The organism is Pantoea brenneri (genome assembly GCF_038594305.1).
GTDB lineage: Bacteria > Pseudomonadota > Gammaproteobacteria > Enterobacterales > Enterobacteriaceae > Pantoea > Pantoea brenneri.
Genome location: NZ_JBCGBG010000002.1, coordinates 256,245 through 277,961, shown reverse-complemented (window position 1 = coordinate 277,961; position 21,717 = coordinate 256,245). Strand labels below are relative to the sequence as shown.

The 21,717-nt window shown below is 58.7% G+C and carries 23 protein-coding genes, 1 pseudogene and 1 riboswitch; of the genes and pseudogenes, 11 read left to right on the top strand and 13 right to left on the bottom strand.

Annotation, left to right across the window (positions count from 1 at the left end; genetic code table 11):
* The first annotated feature begins 8 nt into the window (after positions 1–8).
* From AABB92_RS12115 to AABB92_RS12085, 6 genes are all read left to right on the top strand, one after another.
* Entirely contained in the window at positions 9–695 is a 687-nt protein-coding gene (locus AABB92_RS12115; RefSeq protein ID WP_031377575.1) for an ABC transporter permease, read from the top strand.
* Positions 692–1,471 carry an ATP-binding cassette domain-containing protein gene (locus AABB92_RS12110; protein WP_031377574.1) on the top strand — a complete coding sequence of 260 codons (780 nt, stop codon included), beginning with the start codon at positions 692–694 and terminating at the stop codon, positions 1,469–1,471. Before AABB92_RS12115 ends, AABB92_RS12110 begins: the two co-directional genes overlap by 4 nt.
* A gap of 406 nt (positions 1,472–1,877) precedes the next feature.
* A riboswitch (TPP riboswitch) is annotated at positions 1,878–1,997 on the top strand.
* 140 nt (positions 1,998–2,137) lie between these two features.
* Positions 2,138–3,076, top strand: a complete 939-nt coding sequence (locus AABB92_RS12100) for an FAD-dependent oxidoreductase (RefSeq protein ID WP_031377572.1) — start codon at positions 2,138–2,140, stop codon at positions 3,074–3,076.
* Positions 3,066–3,263: a sulfur carrier protein ThiS gene (thiS, locus tag AABB92_RS12095; protein ID WP_031377571.1), complete on the top strand. Its 198-nt coding sequence runs from the start codon at positions 3,066–3,068 to the stop codon at positions 3,261–3,263. The genes AABB92_RS12100 and thiS overlap by 11 nt, the downstream gene beginning before the upstream one ends.
* A gap of 2 nt (positions 3,264–3,265) precedes the next feature.
* The gene (locus AABB92_RS12090) at positions 3,266–4,024 is read left to right on the top strand and encodes a thiazole synthase (protein ID WP_031377570.1); all 759 of its coding nucleotides are present in this window, start codon (positions 3,266–3,268) and stop codon (positions 4,022–4,024) included.
* A 9-nt stretch (positions 4,025–4,033) separates the two neighbouring features.
* Entirely contained in the window at positions 4,034–5,002 is a 969-nt protein-coding gene (locus AABB92_RS12085; RefSeq protein ID WP_031377569.1) for a HesA/MoeB/ThiF family protein, read from the top strand.
* A gap of 20 nt (positions 5,003–5,022) precedes the next feature.
* Here AABB92_RS12085 and AABB92_RS12080 read toward each other — a convergent pair whose 3' ends face one another.
* Positions 5,023–5,436, bottom strand: coding sequence for an ASCH domain-containing protein (locus AABB92_RS12080; RefSeq protein ID WP_031377568.1), 414 nt, complete (start codon positions 5,434–5,436; stop codon positions 5,023–5,025).
* A gap of 15 nt (positions 5,437–5,451) precedes the next feature.
* A pseudogene (locus tag AABB92_RS12075) lies at positions 5,452–5,655 on the bottom strand (sulfate ABC transporter permease); the annotation flags it as partial.
* Between the two features lie 569 nt (positions 5,656–6,224).
* Between AABB92_RS12075 and AABB92_RS12070 the strand changes: the two are divergent.
* From AABB92_RS12070 to AABB92_RS12060, 3 genes are all read left to right on the top strand, one after another.
* Entirely contained in the window at positions 6,225–6,494 is a 270-nt protein-coding gene (locus tag AABB92_RS12070; protein WP_031377566.1) for a hypothetical protein, read from the top strand.
* 164 nt (positions 6,495–6,658) lie between these two features.
* Positions 6,659–7,675: an NADPH-dependent aldehyde reductase Ahr gene (gene ahr / locus AABB92_RS12065; RefSeq protein WP_031377565.1), complete on the top strand. Its 1,017-nt coding sequence runs from the start codon at positions 6,659–6,661 to the stop codon at positions 7,673–7,675.
* 110 nt (positions 7,676–7,785) lie between these two features.
* The gene (locus AABB92_RS12060) at positions 7,786–8,313 is read left to right on the top strand and encodes a sterol desaturase family protein (protein ID WP_031377564.1); all 528 of its coding nucleotides are present in this window, start codon (positions 7,786–7,788) and stop codon (positions 8,311–8,313) included.
* Here the strand turns inward: AABB92_RS12060 and crtB are convergent.
* The 6 genes from crtB to AABB92_RS12030 form a co-directional block, all read right to left on the bottom strand.
* The gene (gene crtB, locus AABB92_RS12055; protein ID WP_031377563.1) at positions 8,252–9,181 is read right to left on the bottom strand and encodes a 15-cis-phytoene synthase CrtB; all 930 of its coding nucleotides are present in this window, start codon (positions 9,179–9,181) and stop codon (positions 8,252–8,254) included. The genes AABB92_RS12060 and crtB overlap by 62 nt on opposite strands.
* Positions 9,178–10,656 (bottom strand): phytoene desaturase, encoded by a 1,479-nt coding sequence (locus AABB92_RS12050; RefSeq protein ID WP_031377562.1) that lies wholly within the window; start codon positions 10,654–10,656, stop codon positions 9,178–9,180. The genes crtB and AABB92_RS12050 overlap by 4 nt, the downstream gene beginning before the upstream one ends.
* Positions 10,653–11,813 (bottom strand): lycopene beta-cyclase CrtY, encoded by a 1,161-nt coding sequence (crtY, locus tag AABB92_RS12045; RefSeq protein ID WP_031377590.1) that lies wholly within the window; start codon positions 11,811–11,813, stop codon positions 10,653–10,655. Before crtY ends, AABB92_RS12050 begins: the two co-directional genes overlap by 4 nt.
* Entirely contained in the window at positions 11,800–13,092 is a 1,293-nt protein-coding gene (locus AABB92_RS12040; RefSeq protein ID WP_046289293.1) for a glycosyltransferase, read from the bottom strand. The genes crtY and AABB92_RS12040 overlap by 14 nt, the downstream gene beginning before the upstream one ends.
* 9 nt (positions 13,093–13,101) lie before the next feature.
* On the bottom strand, positions 13,102–14,010 hold the full coding sequence (locus AABB92_RS12035; RefSeq protein ID WP_031377561.1) for a polyprenyl synthetase family protein: 909 nt from the start codon (positions 14,008–14,010) through the stop codon (positions 13,102–13,104).
* Between the two features lie 231 nt (positions 14,011–14,241).
* On the bottom strand, positions 14,242–14,772 hold the full coding sequence (locus AABB92_RS12030; protein WP_031377560.1) for a YtfJ family protein: 531 nt from the start codon (positions 14,770–14,772) through the stop codon (positions 14,242–14,244).
* 171 nt (positions 14,773–14,943) lie between these two features.
* On the opposite strand from AABB92_RS12030, the gene AABB92_RS12025 reads away from it, so the two are divergent.
* A complete protein-coding gene (locus tag AABB92_RS12025; RefSeq protein ID WP_031377559.1) occupies positions 14,944–15,171 on the top strand; it encodes a hypothetical protein in 228 nt (75 codons plus the stop codon).
* 52 nt (positions 15,172–15,223) lie between these two features.
* Here AABB92_RS12025 and AABB92_RS12020 read toward each other — a convergent pair whose 3' ends face one another.
* From AABB92_RS12020 to AABB92_RS12010, 3 genes are all read right to left on the bottom strand, one after another.
* Positions 15,224–15,901: a pirin family protein gene (locus AABB92_RS12020; protein WP_031377558.1), complete on the bottom strand. Its 678-nt coding sequence runs from the start codon at positions 15,899–15,901 to the stop codon at positions 15,224–15,226.
* Positions 15,902–16,035: 134 nt separating this feature from the next.
* The gene (locus tag AABB92_RS12015; protein ID WP_031377557.1) at positions 16,036–17,766 is read right to left on the bottom strand and encodes a DUF2534 family protein; all 1,731 of its coding nucleotides are present in this window, start codon (positions 17,764–17,766) and stop codon (positions 16,036–16,038) included.
* An 82-nt stretch (positions 17,767–17,848) separates the two neighbouring features.
* Complete coding sequence (locus AABB92_RS12010; protein WP_046289294.1) at positions 17,849–18,262, bottom strand: DUF2946 domain-containing protein; 414 nt, start codon at positions 18,260–18,262, stop codon at positions 17,849–17,851.
* 230 nt (positions 18,263–18,492) lie between these two features.
* Here AABB92_RS12010 and AABB92_RS12005 point away from each other — a divergent pair, with 230 nt between their 5' ends.
* Positions 18,493–19,434, top strand: a complete 942-nt coding sequence (locus AABB92_RS12005; protein ID WP_031377556.1) for a D-2-hydroxyacid dehydrogenase — start codon at positions 18,493–18,495, stop codon at positions 19,432–19,434.
* 1 nt (position 19,435) lies between these two features.
* Here the strand turns inward: AABB92_RS12005 and glsB are convergent, their stop codons facing one another.
* The gene (gene glsB, locus AABB92_RS12000) at positions 19,436–20,356 is read right to left on the bottom strand and encodes a glutaminase B (RefSeq protein ID WP_031377555.1); all 921 of its coding nucleotides are present in this window, start codon (positions 20,354–20,356) and stop codon (positions 19,436–19,438) included.
* A 102-nt stretch (positions 20,357–20,458) separates the two neighbouring features.
* Positions 20,459–21,658 (bottom strand): CynX/NimT family MFS transporter, encoded by a 1,200-nt coding sequence (locus tag AABB92_RS11995; protein WP_046289345.1) that lies wholly within the window; start codon positions 21,656–21,658, stop codon positions 20,459–20,461.
* Between the last annotated feature and the right edge of the window lie 59 nt (positions 21,659–21,717).

Here is a 21,717-nt window from a genome sequence, read left to right as displayed (position 1 = left end):
GAGTCCACGTGGATATCACTTTTTTACAGCAAACCTTGCTGGCGCTGCTGAAAGGGTTGCCGCTGACGGTTAACCTCGCGCTGTTATCGCTGCTGGGCGGTGGCCTGCTGGCGCTGCTGCTCAATCTGCTGCGCATGACGCGGGTCGGCAGCCTGTTCTGTCGTTTCTATGTCTGGCTGTTTCGCGGTACGCCGCTGTTAATCCAGATTTACATGGTCTATTACGGACTCGGCAGCTTACCGGCAGTGCGCGAAAGCCTGTTCTGGCCGCTGCTACGCGATCCCTACTGGTGCGGCTTGCTGGCGCTGATCCTCAACGATGCCGCCTATACCTCTGAGATTCTGCGGGGCGGGCTGCGCGCCGTCAGTACGCAATCGCTGGAGGCGGCAAAAGTTTCCGGTATGGCATCACACAAAATCTTCACCCGCATTACCTTACCGATCGCCATTCGCCAGGCGTTACCGGCCTACAGCAACGAAATTATCTCGATGATTAAAGCCACCTCACTGGTCAGCACCATCAGCCTGATGGAGATGACCGGGATTGCCGATTCGATAGTCTCGTCGACTTTTCGGGCGCTGGAGGTGTTCCTCAGTGCCGCGGTGATTTACCTGATACTGACCATGCTGGTCAGCAAAGGCGTGTCGATGCTGGAACGTCGACTCTCACCTTACTACTTTGGAGCGCGCTCATGACGGCACCGACAATCATGCTGAGTCATCTCAGAAAGAGTTATGCGGGACATGAAGTGCTGCATGACATCAGCCTGACGGCGCAGGATGGCGATGTGATTTCGCTAATCGGTGCCAGCGGCTCCGGCAAAAGCACCCTGCTGCGCTGTATACCGTTCCTTGAAGTGCCGCAGGCGGGGGAAATTGCGGTCGGCGAGGTATCGGTTACGCTGGATAACGCCGACGAAAAACTGAACCGCGAGCAGCGTCGCCGTATCAAACTGATGCGGATGCAGCTCGGCTTTGTGTTCCAGAGTTTCAACCTGTGGCCGCACAAGACGGTGATGCAGAACATCATTGAAGCACCGATTCACGTGCAGAAACGCAGTCACAAAGAGGCGCTGGAAGAGGCTGAAGCGTTGCTGCATAAGGTGGGGTTGTATGCAAAGCGCGATGCCTGGCCATCGCAACTTTCCGGCGGTCAGCAGCAGCGCGTGGCGATTGCCCGGGCGCTGGCGCAGCAGCCGAAAGCGATTCTGTTTGATGAGCCGACTTCCGCGCTCGATCCCGAACTGGTGGGGGAAGTGCTGCGGGTGATCCGTAGCCTGGCGGAAGAGGGACGTACCATGATCATCGTGACCCATGAGATGGGCTTTGCGCGGGAAGTCTCCAACAAAGCGATTTTTCTGCATCAGGGCATGATTGAAGAGTCCGGCGCGCCGGAACAGGTATTCCTCGATCCCATCTCGCCGCGCTGTCGCGCCTTTGTGAACAGCCACTTTGAGCGTAATGCGGGTTAAGCCTGTGGGCCGCTGAAAGGAGCAGACATTGCGTCAGACCACTTTCAGCGGCCGCTCTGCGTTACTGCCGGCCATGACACACCGCACTGGACGCCACCGTTTCAGCTATTGATACTCCTTTCGGACCGCTCATCATTGGGCTGGTCACGCAATTTTGTTGCCTGAAGGAAAACACTCTCTTGTTTCCCGTTGAGAAACAGGCGTGATTAAAAGCCGGAAGCATAAGGGATTGCAGAGACTATACGAAAAAGGTGACACCAGCGGTCTGCAGGCAAAGGATATTGATCGGATCAGGCTGCGGCTGAGGGTGCTGGATAATGCCATGACAATTAATGAATTCAGCCATTTTCAGGACGGTTGATCATCGCCTCTTCACTTGACGAACCTGCCCGCTTAACTTAAAACTAGAACCCGTCAGGGGAGTCTCGCCAGAGAGACTGAGAGGCTAATAGCGCACTGCGCGGCTTAGCGACCCTTCGAACCTGACCCAGTTGATACTGGCGTAGGAAGACGGGCATCCGCTCTCTGCAGATGCTTGCCGCAAGGGCATCGCCATTCATGCTCTCGCCTTTTTCCCTTCTGGTATCCCGGGTCTTCGCGTAGTTACGACGAGGCCACTATGAACCATCCTATCCTGAATGACGCGACGCCCGCCCGGTGGGCAACATGAGCCGCTGGTCGGTACTCGGCAGCGGCGTGGCCGGGCTGTGTGTCGCCACGCTACTGGCAGAGCGGGGCGAAAAGGTTGAAGTGATTACCCGGTCCGACGTCCGTGCAGCCTCCCACTGGGCGGGCGGCATGCTGGCACCCTGGTGTGAAGCGGAAAGTGCGCCGCCGCAGGTGATTGAATGGGGCCAGCATTCGGCGGCCTGGTGGGCGAAACGCATTGAAGGCGTGACGCAGCACGGGACGCTGGTGGTGGCACCGCCGCGCGACAGTCGCGAGCTGACCCGCTTCGCCAGTCTGACCCATAATCATCAGTGGGTGGTTCCGGGCGAGGTCGAACCGGCGCTGGAAAATCGCTTTGCCCGTGGCCTGTTTTTTGCCGCCGAAGCCCACCTTGATCCGCGCCAGGCGCTGCGGCAACTGGCGCAACGTTTGCGCCAGGCAGATGTGCCGTTTCATCCCGGCGCACCCGGAGGTCAGATTATTGACTGCCGCGGCATCCACGCCGTCGCGGCGCAACCGGCGCTGCGTGCGGTGCGCGGCGAAATGCTGATCCTGCACGCGCCTGAACTGCATCTCTCCCGACCCCTCCGCCTGCTCCATCCGCGTTTTCCCTGTTATCTGGTACCGCGTGCCGACGGTATTTTCATGCTGGGCGCCACCATGGTTGAGAGCCACGACAGCAGCCCGATCAGCGCGCGCGCGATGATGGAACTGCTCAGCGCCGCCTGGTCTCTGCATCCGGCGCTGGCCGAGGCGCGCGTGCTGGAGAGCGGCACCGGGCTGCGACCGGCTTACCGCCATAATCTGCCGGAAGTGCGCTACGAAAACGGGGTCTTCTCGCTCAACGGACTCTATCGCCACGGTTTCCTGTTGGCACCGCTGATGGCGGAACAATTAATGCAGCAACTGACTCAGGAGGTGATTCATGCGGATTGAACTGAATGGACGTGTCATTGATACCACGGCGCGCACGCTGGACGAACTGTTGCAGGAGCAGCAGATCGATCCCGCCACGGTCGCGACGGCGCTCAACGGTGAATTTGTACCGCGCGCCCGCTATGCCAGCCAGTCGCTTGCGGCGGGTAACCAGATCGAAGTGCTGTCACCGATGCAGGGAGGATAACCATGTTTTATCAACACACCCCATCATCACGATTTTTGCTGGGCACGGCAGGCTATCCGTCGCCCGCGATCCTGCAACAGGCGATTGAGACCTCAGGCGCAGAGATTATTACGGTCAGTCTGCGGCGCGAGGGCAGCGCGGGCGGCGCTTTCCGTGAGCTGTTGCAACAGCTTAACACCCGCATTCTGCCTAATACCGCCGGTTGCCACACCGTGAAAGAGGCAGTAACCACCGCGCAGATGGCCCGCGAACTGTTCGGCACGCCGTGGATCAAGCTGGAGGTGATTGGTCACGCCGATACCCTGCAACCCGATCCGTTCGCCCTGGTTGAGGCGGCACGTATTCTCTGCGCTGACGGTTTCCAGGTCTTTCCCTACACCACCGAAGATCTGATTGTTGGCGAAAAACTGCTTGAGGCTGGCTGCGAAGTGCTGATGCCGTGGGGCGCGCCGATTGGCTCAGGGCAGGGGCTGCGTAATATCGAGGGACTGCGCAGTATGCGGGCCTGGTTCAACGATGTGCCGCTGATTATTGATGCCGGTATCGGCGCGCCTTCGCAGGCAGCGCAGGCGATGGAGATGGGCTTCGATGGCATTCTGCTGAATACCGCCGTGGCGAAGGCGCGCGATCCGGTGCGCATGGCCGCTGCGTTCGCAGCCGCCATTGATGCCGGTCACCAGGCGTTTCAGGCGGGTCTGATGGAGCAACGTGATATGGCCGCGGCATCAACCCCGATTTTTGGGCTGGCACAGTTCAGCTAAGGAGAGGTGATGGATCGTTATCAGCGACAAACCATACTGCCGGAGATCGGTGAGGTGGGGCAGCAACGCTTACGTGCGGCGCGGGTGCTGGTGGTCGGCGCGGGGGGACTCGGTTCAACCGTGCTGCCGTTGCTGGCCGGGGCGGGCGTGGGTTTTATCCGTCTCTACGATGGCGATCGGGTTGAGCTGCATAATCTGCACCGCCAGACTTTGTTCGGCATGGCGGATATTGGTGAGGCAAAAGTTTCAGCCGCCCGGCGCGCGCTGCTTCAGCGTAATCCTGACTGCGAGGTCGACGCCCGCCCGCAGGTGCTGAGTACCAGCCTGCTGCCGGACGCCCTCGACGCCATCGACCTGGTGATCGACGCGGCTGACAATTTCGCTATCACCTATCAGCTGTCGGACGCCTGTCTGCCGCGCGGTCTGCCGCTGGTCTGTGCGTCCGTACTGGGTCGCAAAGGCTACGTCGGCAGTTTTTGCGGCGGTGCGCCAGGCTATCGCGCACTGTTTCCGCAACTGCCGACCGCGGCGGGCAATTGCAACACGGCCGGGGTGATGGGACCAGCGGTGGCCACGCTGGGCGCGTTACAGGCGCAGATGGCGCTCAGCCTGTTGCTGAAACTGACGCCGTCACCGCTTGGCTGCATGATCCACTGTGATTTCATCAACTGGCACCTGCGACAGTTTCGTTTTGATGATGCGCCGGAACCGGAAAGTGCTGGCGTGCCGTTTATCGATCCGCCGATGCTGACCGCCGATGACTGTATCGTGGAATTGCGCAGCCGGGATGAAGCGCCGGTCAGCGTGGCAGAGCAGGTGCTGCGGATCCTGCCGCAGCAGATAGTGGACTGGCAGCCGCCGGCAGATAAACGCATCGTACTGGTGTGCGCCAGCGGAATGCGCGCCGCCCAGGCGGCTGAGATCCTGACGGCGCGCGGTTGTTCACGGCTAGCGCTGATGGCGGCAAACAGCCTGTAGCGTGGGTTGGCCGGAACGGTTCAGATCACTTCGACCAGCTGGAAGGTTTCAAACACCAGTTCCATTTCCGGATGGAAATAACCTTCGCGCTGGAAAAAGCGCTGATGCTCCTGCTGCCAGTATTCCAGGCTGAGATCGCCTTCGCCTTCCAGCATCGCCATTTCAGGCGTCACGCGGTCAAAGCGCGTCAGGAACAGCCCGGTGGTACGGATCACACATACCGGCCGCTGCTCGCCGTTGAGGATAATGCTGTAACGGCCCGGCTCAGGTTTATCCTCATCATCCTGCCAGCTGTGCAGCGAACCGCAGCTGGCTACTTTCTTACCGGCAATGACCAGCGTCGCCAGCTGGCTGGCGAGTTCCGGGGAGTCACCGAGCGATGCCGCGTTGGCATCCGGGTATTTGTCTTGCAGTTGTTCCAGCGTCATTGCCATCAGAAAATCCTCGATTCAGGGTTGCCGCTGACGGCTGTTTTGCGCCTGACGTCGGGTAAGCGCGAAGCAGGCCAGCGGGAGCGGTAAGGTAAGCAGCAGTAACCACAGCAGGACACAGACTGCATCCACGCCATCATTCTGCAAATTGTGGTACAGCTTAACCGGCATCTCCGGCGTAAAACAGGCAAAAATCATCACGATACCGAATTCGCCCGTCGCCTGGTCCTGAATCCATCATGCAGCCGATTAAGCGTGACTGGATCGCATTACTGGCCGTAACAGGCCGGCTCCGGACCGACCAATCCGGACAGATAAGATGGATGACTGTATCGCTATATAAACAAATCCATAGCGAATAATGGATCTGACGTCCGGGCGGATCAGTAAGCGATAGACTCAGTCTGATTGCCGCTGTCTGCGACTAAAGTGCTGTCAAATGACGCTAAATCCTGACGCTGTGGCTAAACCTCGTGCCGATCTGCGGCGAATCGTCCAGAAAGGGAGGCGGACATAGCAAAATCCCCGGCACATCAGCCAGTTAACCTGTCGCCACCACTGTTAAAAAAATCGACAGTCGAACGGCTCGGGCGGGTTAAAACGAGACAAAAATGGCCAAAAACATTTAAACTTGTCGGCTTTTAGAATTCTGACGGTGTAGCCCGGCGCAAGCGTGCAGAAACAGCTATAGTTATCACCAGACTTTAGAGCCATGACTTTGCAGACCCGTTGCTGCGATAAATTCCGCCGTTCATTTGCCCGGAGCCGATAAGCGTTAAAAGAGGTTAATTTTGCAGACAGAGCTCTCCTGGAAAACACTCCACCAGATTATTAATCAGACCATCTCTGACATGCTGGATGAACATCAGTCGATTAACGTCCTCTCTTTACGGGCGAGGCTGCGTGAACTGGCTGAGAAAGAGGAGGATGAAATGATGGTGCTGTGTTACTGGCAGGCGACTAAAATTCTGATGCGATTACCGACTACCGTAACGGCCAGCCAGCTAATGGCCGCGGCGCGCCATGCTTTCCGGACACCTCTCAATCACGATCCGCTTTAGCTGTCACCGCGCAGCATCCGCTGTGCGGCAGAAAAATTCCGCATTTAACCGATGAAAGCCCCGCATTTACAGCAGTTTATGACCGCTGCCTGTTGCTATGCTGCCGGTTGCGTTGCCGCTGTGATCGTCCGGCGACGCCTTCATCCGTTGATTGAGGAATGCGAATGGGTATTAAAAGTTATGCCGCGCTCCAGCCCGGCGAAGCGCTACAGCCTTATGAGTATCAGCCCGGACCGCTCCAGTCAGAAGACGCTGAGGTCGCGGTAGAATACTGCGGCATCTGTCACTCCGATCTCTCGATGATTGATAATGCCTGGGGTGGATCGACCTATCCGCTGGTGGCGGGACATGAGGTGATCGGCCGCATCGTGGCATTGGGCGACGGTGCGCAGCACAAAGGGCTGCATATTGGTCAGCGCGTCGGCATCGGCTGGACGGCAAAAAGTTGCCATTACTGTGATGCCTGCCTGAGCGGCGATCAGGTTAATTGCCGTCGCGGCAAAGTCTCCACCATCAATAATCACGGCGGATTTGCCGAGCGACTGCGGGCAAACTGGCAATGGGTGATCCCGCTGCCGGAGGCGCTGGATGCCGCCACCGCAGGCCCGCTGCTGTGCGGCGGCATGACGGTATTCAAACCGTTGCTGATGCACAACATCTCAGCGCTCAGCCAGGTCGGGGTGATTGGTATCGGCGGGTTGGGCCACATGGCGATCAAAATCCTGCGCGCGCTGGGGGCTGACGTGACCGCTTTCACCTCGAGCAGCGAAAAGACGCCATCCTTACTGGCGCTGGGGGCAAACCAGGTGGTCGACAGCCGCGATCCTCAGGCGCTGACGGCGCTGGCGGGACAGTTTGATTTAATCATCAACACCGTTGCGGTCGATCTTGACTGGCAGCCCTATTTCAGCGCGCTGGCGCCGCATGGAAAATTTCATACGCTGGGTGCGGTGATGACGCCGTTCAGCGTGCCGGCCTTTAGCCTGATTGTGGGCGATCGCAGCCTGAGCGGTTCTTCCACCGGTTCACCGGTTCAGCTACGGGCGCTGTTAAAGCTGGCGACCCGCGCTGATATTGCCCCGGTGGTGGAGTATTTCCCGATGTCGCAGATCAATCAGGCGCTCGACCATTTGCGCGCCGGGAAAGCTCACTATCGCATTGTGCTGAAGGCCGATTTTTGATTGTCAGACATTAGTTTGCGGCTGCCGGGTCCTGGCGCCGCTGTTTTTCCTGAACTCTGTTAAAATTAATCCTTTACGCCACTTTGCAGGATGCAGCTTCAGGAGAAACTATGTTGTGGATTTGGAACGCCCTGATTGTTCTGGCCACCGTTATCGGGATGGAGATAACGGCTGCGCTGGCGCACAGATATATCATGCATGGCTGGGGTTGGGGCTGGCATCTTTCACATCACGAGCCGCATAAGGGCTGGTTTGAACTCAACGATCTCTACGCGGTGTTGTTTGCCGGTCTGGCGATTTTACTGATCTATCTCGGCAGCGTTGGCATCTGGCCACTGCAGTGGATTGGTGCCGGCATGACGGTTTATGGTCTGCTCTATTTCATGGTACATGACGGGCTGGTGCATCAGCGCTGGCCGTTCCGCTACATTCCGCGTCGCGGCTATTTCCGCCGACTCTATATGGCGCACCGGATGCATCATGCGGTGCGCGGTAAAGAGGGCTGTGTCTCGTTTGGCTTCCTGTATGCGCCGCCGCTGTCAAAGCTGCAGGCGACGCTGCGCGAACGTCACGGCGCTAAAGCGGGCGCTGCCACAGATCGGCAGGACGAGGAGCATGACGCGCCAGCCGGGAAGTAATCGCCTGGCCTGAGGCCGCCACCAGCAGCGCCAGTTTCTCGGGTGTGCTGGTGGACTGGCGCTGATCCCACGCCTGCTGACCCGCTTCATCAACCTTCATGCCAATCTTACGATAAACCTGCTTCGCCGTGGCAATCGCCCATGCCGAGCGCAACGGTAATCCGCTCAGGCCCGCCGTGGCAGAGTGATAATAGGGTTCGGCGTGCTGCACCAGCCGCCGTGCAACCCGGCTCAGCGCCTGACGATGTTCCGGTGAGGCCAGGTTTTCCGTCGTCAATCCCTCTTCTGCCAGCCAGGTCGCCGGCAGATAACAGCGTCCCGCCTGCGCATCGTCGACGATATCACGCGCAATATTGGTCAGCTGAAAGGCGAGGCCCAGATCGCAGGCGCGATCGAGAGTAGCGTTATCCCGTACTCCCATAATCTGCGCCATCATCAGACCCACCACACCCGCCACGTGATAGCAGTAGCGCAGGGTATCATCCAGCGTCTGGTAACGAGCGCCACGCACATCCATCGCAAAGCCGGCCAGATGATCGAAGGCGTAGGCGGGCAGGATATCATGCGCCATGGCCACTTCCTGAAAAGCGGCAAACGCCGGCTCATGCATCTGCGAACCGGCGTAGGCCTGGCGCGTTTTCATCTCCAGCTGGGCCAGTCGCTGCTCGGGTGATTGCAGCGAGGGGGAATCGCTACTGAAACCCAGCTGCTGATCGTCAATCACGTCGTCGCAGTGGCGGCACCAGGCGTAGAGCATCAGCACGCTGCGCCGGGTTTTGGCATCAAACAACTTTGAGGCGGTAGCAAAGCTTTTCGATCCCACCTCCATGGTTTCTACCGCATGATCGAGTAATGACGCATTATTCAAGCCAGATCCTCCAGCATTAAACCTGCGGTTGCTTTAGCCGAACCAATGACGCCGGGAATGCCTGCACCCGGATGCGTCCCCGCGCCCACCAGATAGAGATTGTCGATGTGCTTATCGCGGTTGTGCGGCCGGAACCAGGCGCTCTGAGTCAGAATCGGTTCCACCGAGAAGGCCGATCCCTGATAAGCATTCAGCTCATCGCGGAAATCAAACGGCGTGAACATCCGATGGGTGACCAGCTGGCTGCGCAGACCCGGCATGTAATGCTGCTCAAGATAGTCAAAAATGCGATCGCGCAGCCGCGGACCTTCAACGGCCCAGTCAAGATTGGCCGTACCGAGATGCGGCACCGGTGCCAGCACGTAGTAGCTGCCGCAACCCGGCGGGGCCAGCGACGGATCGGTAACGCACGGCGCATGCAGATAGAGCGAAAAGTCGTCAGCCAGCGCATCGCGATTAAAAATCTCGTCGATTAACTCGCGGTAGCGCGGGCCGAAGCAAACGGTGTGGTGGGCGAGCTGATCGTGATGATGATTAAGGCCGAAGTAGAGCACAAACAGCGAGTTACTCATTCTTTTGCCCTGCAGCGTCCGGCCCTGTGCGGCGGATGCCGGGTGCTGACTCAGCAGATCAAGATAGGTATGCACCACATCAGCATTTGAGGCGACGGCGGTCGTCGGGAACACCCGTCCATCCTGCAGGTGTACGGCGGCAATGCTGTTATCCTGCGTCTCCAGCCGCGCCACTCTGGCGTTCAGTTCCACTTCACCGCCCAGATCTTCAAACAGTTTCACCATGCCCTGCACCAGTGCGCCGGTGCCACCGCGTGGGAACCAGACGCCCCATTCACGTTCCAGCGCATGAATCAAAGTATAAATTGATGAGGTGGCAAACGGATTACCGCCAACCAGCAGCGAGTGGAAAGAGAACGCCTGACGCAGATGTTCATCTTCGATGTAGCTTGCCACTTTACTGTAAACACTGCGCCACGCCTGCAGTTTAGCCAGCTGTGGCGCGGCGCGCAGCATATCGCGGAACGATAAAAACGGCACGGTACCGAGCCTGAGGTAACCTTCGGCAAACACCGCGCGGGAATAAGCCAGAAAGCGGCGATAGCCTTCAACGTCGCGCGGATTAAAGGCGGCAATTTGCGCCTCAAGCGCCGGTTGATCGTTGTCGTAGCTGAACACCTTGCCGGATTCCCAGCACAGGCGATAAAACGGTTTAACCGGCAGCAGTTCAACGTAATCGGACAGCTTTTTGCCGGCCAGGGTGAATAGCTCTTCAATCGCGCTGGGATCGGTGATCACCGTCGGGCCAGCGTCAAAAGTAAAACCCTGATCCTGATAAACATAGGCGCGGCCGCCCGGCTTATCACGCTGTTCCAGCAGTCTTGTCGGAATACCCGCGGCCTGCAGGCGGATTGCCAGCGCCAGGCCACCAAAGCCTGCACCAATTACTGTGGTTCTTTTCATTGCATCGCCTGTTGACGGTGAGGAGTCATAATAGCCTGTAACGCCGCCAGTACGGGAACCGGTGGCTTGCCGCTTAAAATGCGCAGCCGATCAGGCAAAGTGAGTTTTCCCGCATAAAAACGGGCGATCAGGTCCTCGGGCAGACCGTAAAACCGCTGCATTACCTGCCAGCGACTATCGGCCGGACCGGCCAGAAAAAGCATACGATTCAGCATGCGAAAGAAGCGCTGCTGTTGCCATGTCTGGCTGGCGAAGAGCTGAATCGTGGCGTGCAGGGTATCGGAATTAAACAGCGTCATCTGCGATAACCGATCGGCCAGCGCCACCGCCAGCGGTAACGAATAGCCGGTGGTGGGATGGAACAGACCGGCGCGTAACCCGCTGCACGGTCGATCGCGCTGTTGCCAGAAGGCATCAATGTCACCGGTCAGGGTAATCGGCAGCGCGCCCTGTTCTTCACGCAGCAGTCGCGTTAACTGCCATCCCTGGCGTTCAGCGTAGTCGCGGATATTCTGCCGGGCGCGATCGGCGCTCAGCGTGGCATCATCAATATAGTGGGTATCTTCAATCAGTAAGGTGTCGGCTGAAAATGGCAGGCTGTAGACAAAGCGATAGCCCGCCTGTTGATCGACCGTGGCATCCATGATGATCGGCGTGCTCAGGCCGTGCGGCTGGCTCAGTTGCCACTCCTGACCGACAAACGCCTGAAACCCCATGCGTAATGCCGCCTCCGGCTGATAACCCCGACCATCAATTACCGCGCTGGCCTCCAGCGACCGGCCATCGGCCAGCGTCACCGACCGTGAGGCCACGCTTTCCACCCGGGTGTCCAGCATCAGATCCTGTTGAAAGCGATCGTGCATCACTGCGGCGAAACGTTCCGCTGTGACGCAGAAGTAGCCGCTGTTGAGGCTGCGGGTGCGGTGCGGAAAACGGACCTGATAACCCGGCCAGTGATGAACCACCAGCGGGGCGATCCAGCGGTGCTGGGTTTCGCTGAGATCCTCGGCGTGGAACGACCAGGTATGTCCGGCACCCGGCTGGCGCTCAGCGTCAATCAGCAGGATGCGCAGCGAGGGATGCTGCTGGCGCAGACGTAAGGCTATTAAGCCATTAGCCAGACCGGCGCCGACCAGAATCAGATCATACGACGGCATAATCCCTCCGGCTCACTACCGGCCTGCGGGTCAGCACCGCCTGCTCAACAATCGCTGCCGCCAGCTTGCTGCCGCCGGCTTCGGCCACGGCGTTGCGCATCCGCAGCATCTGCTGCCGGTAGCGGTCGTCAGCCAGCAGCGCCTGCAGCTGCCGCGCCAGGGCATGGCTGGTGGTGAAGCGTGAGGCGCGACGTCCCACACCGTGATAGACAATGCGTGCGGCGACGCCGGGCTGATCAAAGGCCAGCGGGATCGCCAGCAGCGGGGTCAGATGATTAATCGCATCCAGCACGGTATTCATGCCGCCGTGGGTAATCGCCAGATCGGCCTGCGCAAGCGCCGCCGCCTGATCGGCAAAATCCACCACCTGCGTCTGGCTGGCGCGTGCCAGTTTCGCCGCCTGAAACGGCGTCAGGCGGCCGCAATGCGCCAGCAGCAGCTGTGCATCCAGCTCCTGACAGGCCCGGACGATGGTTTTGAACAGAGCGTAACGGTGTCCCTGCAGCGTGCCGAGCGAGGCGAAAATGCGCGGTTTATCGCCGTGCGGGAAGTAGTGCGGCGCAGAGGAAGACGACGGCTGAATGGCGCGCAGTGGCCCGACTGCGTGGAAATGGTCCGGTAACGACTGACGCGGAAAGTCGAATGCCGGGATCAGCTGGCTGATCTGTGCCAGCGGAGAGAAACAGTGGTGCAGTTTTTCCCGTGGCGCTAATCCCAGCGCATGGGCATTGCGGGCGATAACCCGGTCATGACGGCGCATCAGCCAGTCATAGATTTTTTCACTGGTGCGATAACGCTCCAGTGCCGCATCGCTGGTGCCATAGTCAAACGGCATCACCGCCAGCGGGAAATCAGCTTCACGGTTGAGCGGCAGGGCGCAGGCAACCGAGACATAAGGCAGATCCAGCGCTTCGGCTGCCAGTGCGCCGGCGGGCTCCATCTGATCGACGATCACCCCATCAACCGCCAGCGTGTTAAGCACCACCGGCAGCTCACGGCACAGCATATCGCTGGTGCGGGCCATTTCGTTGATTAGCTTCAGCATCGATGGACCCAGCGGATGCGCCGCCAGTTGCAGAGTATGCGCCAGGCTGCCGGCCGGATGGCTGGCTAATCCCAGCGGGAAAAAACCGATGTCGCTGTCGCTCAGTAGGGCCTTAACGTCGATCTGCTGGATAAACGTCACGCGATGTCCGCGTGCGATCAGGGCCTGGCTGAGATGCTGAAGCGCGCGAACATGGCTAAAGAAAGGCGGCGCAATCACCGCAAAGTGGCTCATGCAGCATCCTTAACTGACGGCAGCGAGTTTTTTCTCAAACCAGGCCTGAATGAAATGTTGAGTGGCATAGCCGTCCTGGCACGCCAGTAACAGATGTTCACTGGCGCAACGCAAATGGTCGCGCAGGCGGTTTTCCACCGCCTGCGCACCCAGCAGATTGACCAGCGTCGATTTGCCCGCATCCTGGTTACAATCCTTTCCGGTATCGCTCATGCCATCGGTTAAATCGTCCAGCAACTGAAACGCCTGGCCGAGATTGAGCGAGAACCGGTGCAGCTGTTCACGCACTTCATCCGAGGCACCGGCGGCAATCGAGGCCATCTGCATTGAGGCGCAGAACAGGGTGCTGGTTTTAAAGTGATTGGTCATCAGAATGGCATCAGCGCTGCGCGGTTTATCGCCTTCCGAGAGATCTTTAAACTGTCCCTGCACCAACCCCTGCATGCCAATCGCGTGGGAAAGTTCACTCACCGCCTGGGTTCGGGCGCTGGCGGACAGGCTCTCGGCCGTGGCGATCACCCCAAAGGCTTTACTCAGCAGCGCGACCGCCGCCAGAATCGCCACGTGTTCGCCATACTGACAGTGGATGGTAGGGCGTCCGCGCCGCATCTGCGCGTCATCCATGCAGGGCATATCATCCAGAATAAGCGAAGCGGCGTGGACCATCTCTACCGCGCAGGCGAGATCCAGCAAGCCGTGCGGACTTGCTTCACAGCCCAGATCGCGTGCCGCCAGCAGCAGCAGCATCGGACGAATACGTTTACCCGGTGCCAGCGCGCCTTCACGCATTGCCGCACCAACAAAATCACGTTCACCTTCAACCGGCAATAAAGAATCGAGCCGTTGTTCAATATCATTCAACAGGTGTGCTGCATCGCGGTGGGTGGAATTGACGTGTTTTTCTGCGCAGACCGTCATTAAGGCTGTCCTTATCTACAGAGGAATTCACAGCAGGTCGAAATTATTCGATGCCATCTTTAATAATCGTCCCCGGCTGCCATAGCATAGTTGGCAGGTTTTCAAAGAACGGCGGGTCAATCCATTCAAACAATAATAGTTGAGGATCGGGAAAAAGTTGGGGAATTCAGCAGCATTCAGCGTTTCTTTACCTGAATTTTCACCGCTGAGCGTCGCCTGATTCAGCCTGAATCATCCGAGTAAGCTGCGTAGCTGACTGATTATTCCGGCAACCTCGTCAGCGCTTAATGCGCCATCTTTAGCGAAACGGACAATGCCCTGGCGATCAATCACCGCTACCGCCGCGTTGCCCGGTTTTAGCTGCCAGCTGTGCGCTGTTACGCCGCTATTATCAATAATAAACTGCTGCCACGGTGCCGCTTTTTTGCTGGCTGCAATACTGCGAACCACAAACAGGCTGCTGCCGGGCAGGGCATCATCGGTATTGACGATGGTGGTGGTCTGGAAACCCTGATGCGGTAAATTCGCCTGCTGAATGGCCTCGATTAATCCCGCGCTCTGCTCTTTGGCCGACAGACGACCCGCGACATGAATAATTAACCTGACTTTGCCGGTCAGGGTCTGGCTATTCCAGCGCTGGTAATTCACATCGCCCTGATCAATCACCATTTCGCCTTTATCGGCAATATAAACCGAGGGCACGGGCTGACCGGGCACCAGAGTATGTGCGCCACTCAAGGCTGAAAAAAATAGCAGACTCATCAATCCATAACGGCGCACGGTATCCTCACTTCGTTGTCTGATTGTGGAGGGCAGATCACCTGTTTTCATTGGCAGGCAGATGATTAGTAACACATCCTTGTTTCAGATCAATAAATGCCGGTAAGAAATGGACCGAGAATGCAGGCTGATTTGTTGTTCAGGAGGTTGGAAATGAGTACAGCATTAATGACATTACCTGAATTTGCGCAGTATATCGGCATCGAAACGCCTGCGCTGGCGCGTGCGTTTTGCTGTCGCGGATCGCTGGCCGGCGTGCCGCTGCCGCAGGCACTGGATGACGCGCCCCTGACCCAGCGTCACTGGCTCCGCGATGATGTTCGCCAGTTTAAGCATGCGTTTAAGCGGGTTAAGGCGATGCAGCAGCAACAGCCGCAATAGCAGACTGGACAGAGCCGAAAATAAATAGCGCGGGAAAGGTTCCCGCGCTTTGTTATGCCGCACTGTCAGGTTTGAGCAGGAAGCAGATCAGATTGGCGTCGCGATCGCCGACAATTTCCATGTTCTCGTCCACGCCGCTCACCGCGTCACCGCGCGACAGTCGCTCCTCACCGATCCGAATCACGCCTTCCAGCACGGTAATGTAAGCGACAAAACCGGGCAGCGACGGCACCTCAAGCGTATGACCTCGCTCCAGCAGGGCGTCATAGATATAGGCATCCTGCCGCAGTTCCAGCGGCGCATCGGAGGTTTCCGGCCCCGCCAGTTCGGTCCAGCCGTTAGCCATAATGCCCTGGTCACGTTCCAGCACCTGCGTCATGCCTTCACCGCCGCGCTGAGCCGGTCGGATCACCGCCTGCAACAGTTCTGCTTCATACAGCGGAACCGACTCTTCATACTGCACGCCCTCACCGGCGTTCACCAGCATCACCCGTTTCGCGGAGAGTGAGGTGCTTTCGCCGTTGCTGTCCTGATGGCGCATTGAACCGCGCCACAGATAGGTAAAGACCTCTTCATCACGATGTTGCTGCATTGGAATGCGTGCATCGAGTTTCAGCGTCATCAGGTCAACGCTGACCAGCGGGCTTAAGGCCTCGCCTGGCCGCTGGCGGCGTACGGTAAACGGACCGTACTCAAACAGTTGTTCAGGATTCGCTCGCACGATGTTCATGATTCGCTCTTTCATCAAGGGGTCAATAATGACGATGATAACCGTTACGCAGGGAATGAGAAGCCGGCAGTTTTGCCGGGCCTCGTCAGTTAATTTGAATAACAAGCTGCCTGCCGGGAGGGCAGGCAGGACGCTTACTTGCCTTGTTCGTCGCTTTCGCCAAGGAAGAAATACCACAGCGGAATGGATAACAGGCCGGTAAATACCGTCGAGTAGAGCAGGATCATCATCGCCTGGGTGATGTACATGGTCAGCGACCAGCTGCTGAACGGAATCTGATACTGATCGATCACTCCGCCGATCATCGCATTTGCCATCACGGTGATCACAATCAGCGCCAGCACCGTCACGCTGCGCAGGAAATAGCGCATCTCTTTGCGTTTGACCGCGAAGCGCGCCTGAATAATCGCCAGCGGAGACTGTTTATCCGGCGCGGTATCGACACGCCGTTGCGCGCTGCGTTGCGCACTGCGCCAGCGCTGAATATCAAGCAGCACCAGCACCAGCAGGCTAATCCCCATCAGCGGCAGGGCATAGCCCAGCGCCAGCACCACGATCAGACTGACTCCCTGACCGTAACGCGGCAGCGCCAGCCAGGCTGACAACAGCGTTTGCGACGGGCTGAGCTGCGGCACCGCGGGACGGCGTATCCACCACATGCGGTAGCCCAGCACGATCATTGCGCACAGACCGAAACCAAACAGCGCCAGAATCAGCTGGTTAGGCAGGCCAAACAGCACGCCCATATGCGCATCTACGCCCCAGCGGGTCAGTTTTGCCACCAGTGGGAAATGGGCGAACTCCACCCGATCGACCAGGCTAAAATCGTTGGGATTAATCGAGACAGCATCGACCTGGCTCGGCCAGCTGCGATCAATCTCAGAGATGGTCCACGCCTGATTGGGGGTTTTCGGCTGACGTAACTCCAGCTTGTCAGCATGCAGACCGGCCTGACGCGCGGCGTCGAGGGCGCGATCCCAGTTGCCGTCCGGCTGATTTGGCAGCGCGGGCGCGGCTTTTCGGGCCGGCATCGCCATATCGCCCATGGTCATGCCTTCACCGTTGCCACGATGGTCAGCATGCGGATCGGCCGGTGCCGCCGGTGCGTCACCGTTCAGCGCAGTATTGACCTGCGGCGTCATCCAGCCGAGATCGCTGCGCATTTTCTCAATATTATTGCCCGCCCACTGTGACCAGGTCAGTCCGGTAACCGAAAAGAACACCAGCCCGACCGCCAGCACCAGCCCCAGCGTAACGTGCCAGTGACGCAGAGCGGTAAAACCACGGCGCGGTTTTCTGGCGGAACGGCGTGGCCGGGTGCCGAGCCATAACACCACGCCGCCGAGTGCCGCCACCCACAGCCAGGAGGCGGCCAGTTCGCTGTAGTTGCGACCGAAATCGCCTAACAGCAAACCGCGGTGCAATTGGTCGAGCCACATCCGCAGCGGCAATACGCCGCTGGTGCCGTAAACCGTCATGTCACCCTTCACCTGCAGGGTATAGGGATCGATAAACAGTGAACGCGATTCTGACGGGCCGAGGTTGCGCCCGGAGAACTGCACCCGGGTGGTATCCTGCGGACCCGGTGCCGGTCGAACGGCATAGATACGTGCGTTTTCCCCGGCACGCTGGCGGGCTGCGGCGATCTGCGCCGACAGCGGTTTCGCCACGCCGTGCGCGTCAGTGGTTAAGGCATCATGGTAGATCGCCTGCTCAATCTGCGGCGTCAGAACGTAGAGGGTACCGGTCAGCGCGGCGACAAAAATAAACGGCGCAATAAACAGGCCAATATAAAAATGCAGGCGGCGAAACAGATTTAACACCGCGCCGCGCGGTGCAGGGGTCATTTCCTGAGAAGAGGACATAGCATTCCACACTTTTCAAAAGACAGGACAAAGCTTCTGACGCCGTAACGCGTAAGAAGTACAGGTCAAAAAACAGTGAGGTTTACGCCAGCAGCGGGGGCGCACGCGGACGGTGGGTGCGCAGAGAGCGTCGCCGCCGCGGTGGAGCCGTGGCGGGCGGAGGTGGTGCCCGGGAGATCAGACACATCCACCAGATGAACGGGATAAACACCCATAACATCAGCGGCACATGAATCAGTAAATCGCAGTAGCCGCAGGCGAAACCGGGCGCCATCATCTCATGGCCGGCCATCGGCATGTCGCTGTGATGATCCATCATCGCCATCTCACCGTGATGGTCCATCATCACCCTATCGCCGCTGATGGCGGAGAGGCGCTGCAGGCTGGCGTGATGTTCCGCCAGATTTTTTGACACCATCGGCGCAACAAACAACAGCAGCACGGCCAGGATCGCAATACTGGCGGTGAGTCGTTGTCTGTCGGCAGGTGTTCGCATGATTTACATCAGAATAATGGGTCAGAATTCAGGGCGGCAGTGTAACGCGAAGGGGATAAAAGGGTTAAAGAAAGTGGCATAAATTCTGAAAAAATTCGCACAGTTTGAACATATTCACTTTAATTCTGCTGTCATTTAACCTGTTTGTTACTCTGGAAATACATAAGGCTAACATTGTTTCGCGCCAGAAGCGGGTCGGCTGCGTTTATTGCTGTCAAAAAGGATGAAAAATGAAAATTGTAATGCTGGATGGGGCTACGTTACCGGTTCCGTTGCCTGCGCTGCCGGGCTGCACAGACTGGCAGGTGCGGGAACAGACGGCGGAAGACGCCATCGTAAGCGCGCTGAAAGACGCCACCGTAGCGATCACCAATAAAGTGCCCCTGCGGGCGGCCACGCTTGAGCAACTACCGGCGCTGCGCTTTATCTGTGTTGCCGCAACCGGCTACGACTGTATCGATCTGGATGCCTGTCGGGCGCGTGGCATTGTGGTGAGCAACGTACCGGGTTATTCAACCCAGAGCGTGTCGGAAGGGGTCATTGCCGCGATTTTTGCCCTGCGGCGTCAGCTACCCGATTACGCCAGCACGACCCGGGCGGCGTGGCCAGAAGCGCAACATTTTTGCCTTCATCGTCAGCCGATTCAGGATATTGGCGGTGCGACGCTGGGTATTGTCGGCAAAGGCGATATTGGTCAGGCGGTAGCAAAACTGGCGCAGGCGTTAGGCATGAAGGTGCAGTATGCCGAGCGCAAAGGCAGCACGACGCTGCGTGACGGCTACGTCAGTTTTGAGCAGATGCTGGCCAGCAGCGATATCATCTCGCTGCATTGTCCCCTGAGTGAGCAGACCCGACAGATGATTGACCGCGAGGCGCTGAGTAAAATGAAGCCGCAGGCGCTGTTGATCAATACCGCACGCGGCGGGCTGATTCATGAAGCGGATCTCGCTATGGCGTTGCAGCAGGGCCAGATCGGCGGGGCAGCGCTCGACGTCCTGAGCAGCGAACCCCCGGCCGTCGACAATCCGCTGCTGCAACCCGGCCTGGCGAATCTGCTGCTCACGCCGCATATCGCCTGGGCCAGTCAGAGTGGGGTGCATAATCTGATCGAGGGCATTACCGCTAATCTCACAGCCTTTCGCCACGGCCAGCCGATCAATGTGGTGAGCTGACTCAGAAAATTGAGCGGCCCAGTTTATCGGTCAGACACTCCAGCGCGGCGGTTCCGGCCAGTGAATTGCCCGCGCTGTCCAGCCCCGGCGACCAGACCGCAATGCTCATTTCGCCGGGGATCACCGCAATAATCCCACCGCCAACCCCCGACTTGGCGGGCATCCCGACGCGCCAGGCAAACTCACCCGCACCGTCATACATGCCGCTGGTGATCATCAGCGCGTTAATCTGCCGCGCCTGACGCGGCGTAATCATCCGGCTGCCATCCAGCGTCAGCCCCTGGTTCGCCAGATAGACGAAACTGCGCGCCAGCTCAATACAGTTCATCGACAGCGAGCAGTAGTGGAAATAGGTCTGCATCACGCTGGTGACGTCGTTATCAAAGTTGCCAAACGATTTCATCAGCCAGGCGATGGCGGCGTTGCGGGCGGAATGCTCAAACTCAGAACGGGCGACGTGGCGGTCATAATTGATATCGGGCTGCTGACTGAGCTGACGCACAATCTCCAGCATCCGCTGACGTGGGGCGGTCAGGCGCGTTTCCAGCAGGTCGCAAATCACCAGCGCACCGGCGTTGATAAACGGATTACGCGGCTTGCCCTGTTCCAGCTCCAGCTGCACCAGCGAGTTAAACGGCTGACCCGAAGGTTCTTTGCCGACCCGCTGCCAGATTTCACTGTCGTCATAGCGGGTCAGCGCCACCGTCAGTGACAGGGCTTTGGAGATCGACTGAATCGAAAAGCGCGTTTCGGCATCGCCCGCCTGATACAACGTGCCGTCGCGCAGACAGACGGCAATGCCTAAATGATCGGCGGCGACTTCCGCCAGCGCCGGAATGTAATCGGCCACTTTTCCCTGATGCACCAGAGGACGTACCTGGTCCAGCACCTCCTGCAGCAGCTCATTACTCAGTTCGGACACGCACGCTTCTCCCGTCAATGAAAACTGGCCGGATAATGCGTGTCAGCGGCCAGTGAATCAAGGCTAATTTACTGCCATTGTGAGCCATGCAGAACCGCAGAGTCAGCTGATGGGCTTTGACTGCGCGGCCAGCGGTGCCAGCAGCATCTGCAGCAGGCTTAGTCCGGTCAGCACCGTGAACGGTAAGGTCCAGTTACCGCTGTAATCATGCAGCACGCCAAAAAACAGCGGGCCGAGCGCCGCCAGCGCATAACCGACACACTGAGCCATCCCCGATAACTGAGAGGCCTGACGATGGTTGCTGGCCCGCAGATTAAACAACGACAGGCAAAGTACCAGCGAGGCACCTGCGCCCAGACCGGCCAGCGTCAGCCATGCGAACGCCGCCTGTGGCAACATCAGCAGGCCAAGCATGCCGAGGAAAATGGCGCCAGAGGCGATAAAGGCGGTCAGCCGGGCATCTTTCACCCGCTTCAGCGCCACCATACAGCCGAGGTTGGCGACGATCGCTATCGCCTGATACCAGAACAGCAACCAGCCAGCGGCCGCCTGACTAAAGCCACTGGCCTGGGCATACAGCGTGAACCAGTCAATCAGGGTATAGAATGCCAGCGATTGCAGCGCCATGAACAGCGCAATCTGCCAGCCGCCGGGCGACCGCCAGGGATGACGATGCGCGACCGTCTCTGACGAGGTCGGCAGCGTGGTGACGTGACGGCGTAACAGTGGCAGCCAGGCAATCAGCGCTATCAGCCCCGGCAGCGCCCAGACCACCAGCGACAGACGCCAGCCCGCCGGTGACAGCTGGCTGAGCGGCACCGCAACGCCTGAGGCCAGGCTGGCGGTAATCGACATCGTGGCAGCATAGAGACCGATATATTTGGCGGTCTGGGCGGTGAAGTCGCGCTTTATCAGCGGCGGAAGCAGCACATTGGCCGCTGCGATGCCGGCACTCAGCAGCAGGGTTCCGCCCCATAACGCCGCTTCGGCAGGTAGCCAGCGCAGCAGCGAGCCCAGGGTAATCAGGCACAACGCGCCCCACAGGCTGCGCTCCAGCCCGATCCGATTGCCCAGCCAGGCTGCCAGCGGTGCCAGCAGGGCAAACAGCATCAGCGGAATGAAGTTAAACAGGCCCGCCTGACCGGCACTGAGGCCGAACGTCAGGCGGATATCCTGCAGTACCGGGCCAACGGCGGTGATCGGTGCGCGCAGGTTGGCTGCGGTAAGCAGCAGTACAAACAGAAAAAAAGCGGTGCCAGAAAACCGCGAATGAGATTTTGCAGGATGTTGAACAGGGGTCATCAGAATGATCATCACAGGCAGCAGTGCTGCGGGGGCGTTGGTTGACGTTAACGCTTACG

Bases quoted from the DNA above. Each gene is read 5' to 3' on its own strand.
- crtY (WP_031377590.1), bottom strand. From the start codon at position 11,813: ATGCCGTCGTATGATCTGATTCTGGTCGGCGCCGGTCTGGCTAATGGC.
- AABB92_RS12100 (WP_031377572.1), top strand. From the start codon at position 2,138: ATGAGCCGCTGGTCGGTACTCGGCAGCGGCGTGGCCGGGCTGTGTGTC.
- AABB92_RS12015 (WP_031377557.1), bottom strand. From the start codon at position 17,766: ATGTCCTCTTCTCAGGAAATGACCCCTGCACCGCGCGGCGCGGTGTTA.
- AABB92_RS12060 (WP_031377564.1), top strand. From the start codon at position 7,786: ATGTTGTGGATTTGGAACGCCCTGATTGTTCTGGCCACCGTTATCGGG.
- AABB92_RS12020 (WP_031377558.1), bottom strand. From the start codon at position 15,901: ATGAACATCGTGCGAGCGAATCCTGAACAACTGTTTGAGTACGGTCCG.
- AABB92_RS12110 (WP_031377574.1), top strand. From the start codon at position 692: ATGACGGCACCGACAATCATGCTGAGTCATCTCAGAAAGAGTTATGCG.
- AABB92_RS11995 (WP_046289345.1), bottom strand. From the start codon at position 21,658: ATGACCCCTGTTCAACATCCTGCAAAATCTCATTCGCGGTTTTCTGGC.
- AABB92_RS12090 (WP_031377570.1), top strand. From the start codon at position 3,266: ATGTTTTATCAACACACCCCATCATCACGATTTTTGCTGGGCACGGCA.
- AABB92_RS12035 (WP_031377561.1), bottom strand. From the start codon at position 14,010: ATGACGGTCTGCGCAGAAAAACACGTCAATTCCACCCACCGCGATGCA.
- AABB92_RS12080 (WP_031377568.1), bottom strand. From the start codon at position 5,436: ATGGCAATGACGCTGGAACAACTGCAAGACAAATACCCGGATGCCAAC.
- AABB92_RS12025 (WP_031377559.1), top strand. From the start codon at position 14,944: ATGAGTACAGCATTAATGACATTACCTGAATTTGCGCAGTATATCGGC.
- thiS (WP_031377571.1), top strand. From the start codon at position 3,066: ATGCGGATTGAACTGAATGGACGTGTCATTGATACCACGGCGCGCACG.
- ahr (WP_031377565.1), top strand. From the start codon at position 6,659: ATGGGTATTAAAAGTTATGCCGCGCTCCAGCCCGGCGAAGCGCTACAG.
- AABB92_RS12040 (WP_046289293.1), bottom strand. From the start codon at position 13,092: ATGAGCCACTTTGCGGTGATTGCGCCGCCTTTCTTTAGCCATGTTCGC.
- AABB92_RS12085 (WP_031377569.1), top strand. From the start codon at position 4,034: ATGGATCGTTATCAGCGACAAACCATACTGCCGGAGATCGGTGAGGTG.
- AABB92_RS12010 (WP_046289294.1), bottom strand. From the start codon at position 18,262: ATGCGAACACCTGCCGACAGACAACGACTCACCGCCAGTATTGCGATC.
- AABB92_RS12030 (WP_031377560.1), bottom strand. From the start codon at position 14,772: ATGAGTCTGCTATTTTTTTCAGCCTTGAGTGGCGCACATACTCTGGTG.
- AABB92_RS12005 (WP_031377556.1), top strand. From the start codon at position 18,493: ATGAAAATTGTAATGCTGGATGGGGCTACGTTACCGGTTCCGTTGCCT.
- AABB92_RS12050 (WP_031377562.1), bottom strand. From the start codon at position 10,656: ATGAAAAGAACCACAGTAATTGGTGCAGGCTTTGGTGGCCTGGCGCTG.